Origin of the sequence: Streptomyces sp. NPDC091416, assembly GCF_044756845.1 — a bacterium.
Taxonomy (GTDB): domain Bacteria; phylum Actinomycetota; class Actinomycetes; order Streptomycetales; family Streptomycetaceae; genus Streptomyces.
Window position 1 is genome coordinate 238,216 of sequence record NZ_JBIVTU010000008.1, and the last position, 7,767, is coordinate 245,982.

A 7,767-nucleotide genomic window follows, 5' to 3' on the forward strand; every position below is an offset into this window, starting at 1 on the left:
AGCCGCCGAGGGGATCTGGACATGCCACTGCTCGAACCGAACCCGGAATCCCTGCGCCCCGGGGTGGCACGCCCCCCGTCCCACGACCGGGTTCCCGACGCGCAGGCACCGGGCACCCCCGAGCCGCTCCGGGGCGATCTGACCGAGCTCCTGGGCCCGCAGAAGGTGCTCTGGAAGATCTCCGACCTGGTGCGGTACGCCTCCGACGCCAGTCCGTACCGGTTCGTTCCCCAGGTCGTGGTCGTTCCGGAGGACATCGACGACATCTCCGCGATCCTGTCGTACGCGCACGGCAAGGGCCGCAACGTCGTGTTCCGGGCGGCGGGCACCAGTCTGAACGGCCAGGCGCAGGGCGAGGACATCCTCGTGGACGTACGCCACCACTGGGCGGGCATCGAGGTCCTGGACGGCGGCGCGCAAGCCCGGATCCGGCCGGGGACGACGGTCGTGCGGGCGAACGCCGCCCTCGCCCGGCACGGCAGGCTCCTGGGGCCGGACCCGGCGAGCGCGATCGCCTGCACGATCGGGGGCGTGGTCGCGAACAACGCCTCCGGGATGACCGCCGGCACCACCCGGAATTCGTACCGCACCGTCTCCTCGCTCACCGTCGTGCTGCCCGGCGGCACCGTGGTGGACACCGGGGATCCCGGGGCGGACGAGGCCCTGGCCCTCGCGGAGCCGCGGCTCTGCGAGGGGCTGCTCGCCCTGAAGGCGGAGATCGAGGCCGATGCCGCGCTCACCGCCCGGATCCGCGCCAAGTACGAGATCAAGAACACCAACGGATACCGGCTGGACGCGTTCCTGGACGGTTCGACGCCGGTCGAGATCCTGCGCGGTCTCATGGTCGGCTCGGAAGGGACTTTCGGGTTCATCTCCGAGGTCGTTTTCGACACGCTGCCGCTGGACCGCAGGATCTCCACCGCACTGCTCTTCTTCCCCTCCCTGACGGCCGCCGCGGCGGCCGTCCCGCTGTTCAACGAGGCCGGCGCCATCGCCGTGGAACTGATGGACGGCAACACCCTGCGCGCCTCGGTCAGCGTCAAGGGGGTGCCCGCCGACTGGGCGGGGCTGCCGAAGGAGACCGCGGCCCTGCTGGTGGAGTTCCGCGCTCCCGACGAGGCGGGCCAGGAGGCGTACGAGGAGGCCGCGGCCGGGGTCGTGCGGCAGCTGGAGCTGGTCCGTCCCGTCACCTCGGTGACCAATGAGTTCACCCGGGACGCCCGGACGATCTCCGGCTACTGGAAGGCCCGCAAGGCCTTCGTCACCGCCGTCGGCGGCTCCCGGCCGTCCGGTACGACGCTGATCACGGAGGACTTCGCGGTCCCGCCCTCCCGGCTGGCCGACGCCTGCGAGGCATTGCTGGGGCTCCAGGAGGAACACGGTTTCGATGCCGCCGTGGCGGGCCACGCGGCCCACGGCAATCTGCACTTCCTGCTGGCGTTCGACGCTGCGAAGCAGTCCGACGTCGACCGGTACGCCGCCTTCATGGCGGACTTCTGCCGGCTGACGGTGGAGCGGTTCGACGGATCGCTCAAGGCGGAGCACGCCACCGGCCGCAACATCGCGCCCTTCCTGGAGCTGGAGTGGGGCCCGCGGGCGACCGAGCTGATGTGGCGTACGAAGCAGGTCATCGACCCCGACGGGGTCCTGGCCCCCCGGATCGTGCTGGACCGCGACCCGAAGGCCCATCTCCGCGGGCTGAAGACCATTCCCGAGGTCGAGGCGGTGGCCGATCCCTGCATCGAATGCGGATTCTGCGAACCGACCTGCCCCAGCCACGATCTGACCACCTCACCGCGCCAGCGCATCGTGCTGCGCCGCGAGATGATGCGGCAGCCGGACGGTTCACCGGTGGAAGCCGGACTGCTCGACGCCTACGGATACGACGCCGTCGACACCTGTGCGGGCGACTCCACGTGCAAGCTCGCCTGCCCCGTCGGGATCGACACGGGCGCCATGATGAAGGACTTCCGGCACCGCCGGCACTCCCCGCGCGAGGAACGGATCGCCGCGCTCACCGCGAAGAACTTCCGCGTGGTCGAAGCGGCGGCCCGGCTGGCGATCGCCGCGGCCGACAGGATCGACGACCGGCTGCTCCAGGGTGTCACCGGGCTCGCCCGCAAGGCCGTGCGCCCCGATCTGGTACCCGAATGGCTGCCGCAGATCCCGGGAGCGGCAGCCCGTAAGCTGCCCCGCACCTCGAGGGTGGGGGCGAGCGCGGTCTACTACCCGGCCTGCGTCAACCGCATCTTCGGCGGCCCGGAGGGGCACCGTGGCCCCTCGCTGCCCCAGGCCGTCGTCCTCGTCTCGGCCCGTGCCGGAAAGCCCGTCTGGATTCCGGAGGATGTCGCGGGCACCTGCTGCGCGACGATCTGGCACTCCAAGGGGTACGACGCCGGGAACGCGGTGATGGCCAACCGGATCGTCGAGGCCGCCTGGGGCTGGACCGCCGGCGGAACGCTGCCCCTGGTAGTCGACGCCTCCTCGTGCACGCTGGGCATCGCCCATGAGGTGGTGCCGTATCTGACCGAGGACAACCGGAAGCTGCACCGGGAGCTGACGGTGGTCGACTCGCTGGTGTGGGCGGCCGACGAGCTCCTGCCCGAGCTGACGGTGCTGAGGAAATCCGGTTCGGCGGTGCTGCACCCGACGTGCTCGATGGAGCATCTCGACGACGTCGACCAGTTGCGTACGGTCGCGGAGGCCTGCGCGGACGAGGTCGTGATCCCGGACGACGCCGCGTGCTGCGGCTTTGCGGGCGACCGGGGCATGCTGCACAAGGAACTGACCGATTCGGCCACGGCGAAGGAGGCCGCCGAGGTGAACACACGGGAGTACGACACCTATCTGTGCGCGAACCGCATGTGCGAGATCGGCATGGACCGGGCGACCGGGCGTTCGTACCACTCGGCGCTGATGGAGCTGGAGCGGGCGACCCGGCCCGGGCCCGTATGAGTGCCGGGCGGCCGCTCAGGCCTTGAGTCCTGCGCGGTCGCCCATCACCACGACCGGGTTCTGCTTCGGGTCGAGGGTGCGCAGCAGCTTCACCATGGCCGCCTTCGGCAGACTCACGCAGGCCGATGTGCCGCTGCCGTGGTCCATGTGGAGCCAGATGCTGCCGCCCTTGGACTGGCCCTGAGGGCGCGTCGGATCGTTGGGAGCGGTGCCCTTGACGCGGTTGTAGTCGATGGCGATGACGTAGTCGAAGTCGTGCCAGTACGGCTTGGACCAGTAGCGGGGGGCCCGGATGGCGTCCGACTCCGTGTACGGGAGCAGGGCGCCCGGGTCGGGCAGTGCGCCGCCCGCGTCGGTGAGGGTGAAGACGCCGACCGGGGAGCGTTTGTCGTCCTCGTGGTGGTCGGTGGTCCAGCCCTTGCGGCCGTTGTGGGCCTTCCAGCCGGCTGCCTTGTCCCAGGTGGAGCCGGTCCGGGTGTACAGGACGACCGTGGAGTCCGCGGAGTTCCTGCCCGCGCCGTACACGGCGACGACCTGACGGGAGTCGTCCGGGATCTCTGACTGAAGGCGGTCGCCCACGTCGGGGATGCGTTTCAGCCCGGTGGTCCGCTCCTTGTCCTTGTCCTTGCGGGCATCGGCGGACCGCGCGTCCGCCTTCTTCGGTTTCTGCCCGCCGCCGCACGACGTCAGGGTCGTGAGCAGGACACCGCAGGCGGCCGCCGAGGCCACCACTCGTACCGCACCGGCTATACGCATCCGTCCATGCTCGCACCACGCGGCGGCCGGAGTCGTCCTCGGCCGCCGGGGCCGGTGAATGCGTGCCCAATCTTTACTCCGTGGACGGGCCCCGGCTTCCCGGGCGTTCACGGGGCCGTACGTAAAAGGGTTTGCCTCGGCTCCTGCGGGGAGCGAGGCTTGGACGGTTTGGTCCCCCAGGGGTCTCCCGTGGCTCCCCCGTGGGTCCCTCATGGGTCCCCCACGGCCTCCCCCACACGTTTCTGGAGATCCCCTCGGATCTCAGCTCCTTCCGATCTTTTGGGACGTCATGCACATTCGCGATCTTCCGTATTCGGATCCCGGCGATCCCGATGTCCGGTCGGGTCCTCGCTTCCTGCTCTGGCTCGGCCGCAACCAGATCCGCGGACAGCTCACGTCCATGGCCTGGGGTCTGCTGCACCAGTGCTCCATCGCGGGGCTGCCGCTCGCCGTGGGGTTCGCCGTCCAGTCGGTCGTCGACCGGTCCGGCGGACGGCTGGCGCTGGCCGGCGGCATGATCGCGGTGCTGGGCGTGCTGATCGCGGTGGGCGACACGATGCTCCACCGCACCGCCGTCACCAACTGGATCACCGCTGCCGCCCGGGTCCAGCAGCTGCTGGCCCGCAAGACCGCGGAGCTCGGCTCGGCGCTGACGCGCAGGGTCGCCGCGGGCGAGGTCGTCGCGGTGTCCACCGCCGATGTGGAGAAGATCGGCTGGTTCGTCGAGGCGCTCTCCCGCTTCGCCGCGGCCGCCGCGGCCCTCGTCATCATCTGTGCGGGGCTCGTCCTCTACCTGCCCTCGCTCGGCGTGCTCGTGGCGCTCGCCATGCCCCTGCTCGCGCTGGCCGTACTGCCGCTCCTCCCCCGGGCCACCCGCCGCGCCGACGTCCAGCGCGAGAAGGCGGGCAAGGCCACCGAGCTGGCCTCCGACACGGTGGCCGGGCTGCGCGTGCTGCGCGGCATCGGCGGCGAGGAGCTGTTCCTCGGCCGCTACCGGCGCGCCTCCCAGGAGGTCCGCACGGCTGCCGTGCACAGTGCGCGGATGTGGTCGCTGATCTCGGCGATCCAGGTGCTCCTGCCGGGTGTTCTGCTGATCTCGCTGGTCACCTACGGGGCGGCGCTGGCCCAGGACGGGAAGATCGGCGTCGGCCAGCTCGTGACGGTGTACAGCGCGGCGACGCTGATGCTGTTCCCGTTGCGGCACTTCGAGGAGATCGCGATGGCGTACTCCTTCTCCCGGCCGTCCGCGCAGCGCGCGGTCCGGGTCCTCTCGCTGAACCGCGTCGCGCGGCCGTCCACCATCGACACCGTCCCGACCGGTGACCTGTACGACCCGGTCACGGGGCTGATGGCTCCGGAAGGGCTGTTCACCGCGGTGGTCTGCGGCGACCCGGACGAGGCGGGCCGCCTCGCGGACCGGCTCGGCGGCCATGCCCAGCCGGCCGTCGCGAAGGAGGGTGAGGCCGAGGAGGCCGAGGCTCCCGCGGTGCCTTCGGTCCTGCTCGGGGGCGTACCCCTGGACGAACTGGAACTGGACGCGGCCCGGACCGCCGTGCTGGTCCAGGACAAGGACCCGGTACTGCTCTCCGGAACGCTGCGGGACCTGCTGGACGTGCCGTCGTCCGGGCGGGTGGCCGCCGCCGACGCGCTGGCTGCGGCGCAGTGCGGCGATGTCCTGGACGCGCTCGCCCAGGCGTCCGCCGACACCGGGGGCGACCCCATGAGCACCAGGATCACCGAGCGCGGCCGGTCGCTGTCCGGCGGCCAGCGGCAACGGCTCGCCCTGGCACGGTCGCTGGTGACCGACCCGGAGGCCCTGGTCCTCGACGAGCCGACGTCCGCCGTCGACTCGCACACCGAGGCGCGGGTCGCCGAGGGCGTCAAGGCGCTGCGCAAGGACCGTACGACGGTGGCCTTCGCCTCGTCACCGCTGCTGCTCGATCTGGCGGACCGGGTCGCGCTGATCCATGGCGGGGCCGTGGTGGCGGTGGGCACCCACCGGGAACTGCTGCGTGACGAACCGCTCTACCGCGCGGTCGTCACCCGGGAGACCGACGACGAGATCGCCGCGGCGGGACCGGGCACGCACGAGGACATCGACACGATCGACACGATCGAGGAAATCGAGGAGAGGGCATGATCGGCCTCGCACCACCGCCGTACGACCCGGCCGCCCCGGAGTCGGCGACGACCCTGCCGGTCGGTACCCCCACGACCGTACGCACCTATGTCCGGGAGCTGATGCGGCGCCACCGGCGGCCGTTCGTCGTGGTCACGGCGCTCAACTCCGTCGCGGTGATCTCCTCGATCGTGGGTCCGTACCTGCTGGGCGGACTGGTCGAGGACCTGTCCGAAGGAGTCACCGACCTTCATCTGGAGCGCACCGCCGCCGTGTTCGCACTGGCGCTGGTCATCCAGACCGTGGTCACCAGGATGATGCGGCTGCGCAGCGCGATGCTGGGCGAGGAGATGCTGGCCGATCTGCGTGAGGACTTCCTCGTACGGTCGGTCAGGCTGCCGCCGGGCGTACTGGAACGGGCCGGTACGGGAGACCTGCTGTCCCGGATCACCACGGACATCGACCGGCTCGCCAACGCCATGCGTGAGGCGGTGCCGCAGCTGGCCATCGGTGTGGTGTGGGCGGGGCTGTTGCTCGCCTCGCTGGCCGTCACCGCTCCCCCGCTGGCGCTCTCGGTGCTCGTCGCGCTGCCGGTGCTGATCATCGGCTGTCGCTGGTACTTCCGGCGGGCCCCGTCGGCGTACCGCTCGGAGGCGGCCGGGTACGCGGCGGTCGCGGCGATGCTCGCGGAGACGGTCGATGCCGGACGGACCGTGGAGGCGCACCGGCTGGGGGCCCGGCGGGTCGCTCTGTCGGACCGGCGGGTGGCGGAGTGGACTGCGTGGGAACGGTACACATTGTTCCTGCGCTCGGTGCTCTTTCCCGTCATCAACGCCACGTACGTGACGATTCTCGGCGCGGTCCTGATGCTCGGCGGCTGGTTCGTCATCGAGGGGTGGCTGACCGTCGGTCAGCTGACGACGGGTGCGCTGCTCGCGCAGATGATGGTCGATCCGATCGGCCTGATCCTGCGCTGGTACGACGAGTTGCAGGTCGCCCAGGTGTCGCTGGCGCGGCTTGTGGGGGTCCGGGAGATCGAGCCGGACGCCGGTGACGCGGGCGTGGCGCCGGACGGCCGTGACGTGCGTGCCGACGAGGTGCGTTTCGGCTACCGGGCCGGTCTCGACGTGCTCCACAGGGTGTCGCTCGACGTCGCTCCCGGCACGCGTATGGCGCTGGTCGGCCCGTCCGGTGCGGGCAAGTCCACGCTGGGCCGGCTGCTGGCCGGGATCTACGCCCCGCGGACCGGCGAAGTGACACTGGGTGGAGCGGAGTTGTCACAGATGACGGCGGAGCGTGTCCGCACGCATGTGGCCCTGGTCAATCAGGAACACCATGTGTTCGTCGGCTCGCTGCGGGACAACCTGCGCCTGGCCCGTACCGGTGCCGGGGACGCGGAGCTGTGGGCCTCGCTGGCCGCGGTCGACGCGGACGGCTGGGCGAGGGCCCTCGACGAGGGACTGGACTCCGAGGTCGGTTCGGGGGGCCTGGTGCTCACCCCGGCGCAGGCGCAGCAGATCGCGCTGGCCCGGCTGGTGCTGGCCGATCCGCACACGCTGGTCCTGGACGAGGCGACGTCGCTGCTCGACCCGCGCGCGGCCCGTCATCTGGAGCGCTCGCTGGCCCGGGTGCTGGACGGGCGTACGGTCGTGGCGATCGCCCACCGGCTGCACACGGCGCACGACGCGGACGTGATCGCCGTCGTCGAGCAGGGCCGGATCAGTGAACTGGGCAGCCATGACGAGCTGGTGGCGGCGGACGGCGCGTACGCGGCGCTGTGGCGGTCCTGGCACGGCTGACCCGGGCCGCGTTCACGGCACCCGGCGGGGGGGGGGGGGGGGGGGGGGGCCCCCCCCCCGCCCGGGGGCCGGGCGGGGGGGGTTAGGTTGGGGGCCGTGCGGCTGGGGGGCCCCCACCCTCCGCGCCCACAGCAACCG

Annotated in this window: 4 protein-coding genes; 3 read left to right on the forward strand and 1 reads right to left on the reverse strand. The window is 71.6% G+C overall.

Going from position 1 to position 7,767, the window contains the following annotated elements; translation table 11 throughout:
• Nucleotides 1-21: 21 nt before the first annotated feature.
• Nucleotides 22-2,955 carry an FAD-binding and (Fe-S)-binding domain-containing protein gene (locus ACIQMX_RS24370; RefSeq protein WP_402481037.1) on the forward strand — a complete coding sequence of 978 codons (2,934 nt, stop codon included), beginning with the start codon at nt 22-24 and terminating at the stop codon, nt 2,953-2,955.
• A gap of 15 nt (nt 2,956-2,970) precedes the next feature.
• Here the strand turns inward: ACIQMX_RS24370 and ACIQMX_RS24375 are convergent, their stop codons facing one another.
• Nucleotides 2,971-3,711, reverse strand: coding sequence for a L,D-transpeptidase family protein (locus tag ACIQMX_RS24375; protein WP_363073521.1), 741 nt, complete (start codon nt 3,709-3,711; stop codon nt 2,971-2,973).
• Between the two features lie 289 nt (nt 3,712-4,000).
• Here ACIQMX_RS24375 and ACIQMX_RS24380 point away from each other — a divergent pair, with 289 nt between their 5' ends.
• Nucleotides 4,001-5,851, forward strand: coding sequence for an ABC transporter transmembrane domain-containing protein (locus ACIQMX_RS24380; RefSeq protein WP_402481039.1), 1,851 nt, complete (start codon nt 4,001-4,003; stop codon nt 5,849-5,851).
• A complete protein-coding gene (locus ACIQMX_RS24385) occupies nt 5,848-7,629 on the forward strand; it encodes an ABC transporter ATP-binding protein (protein ID WP_402481041.1) in 1,782 nt (593 codons plus the stop codon). The genes ACIQMX_RS24380 and ACIQMX_RS24385 overlap by 4 nt, the downstream gene beginning before the upstream one ends.
• Nucleotides 7,630-7,767: the final 138 nt, after the last annotated feature.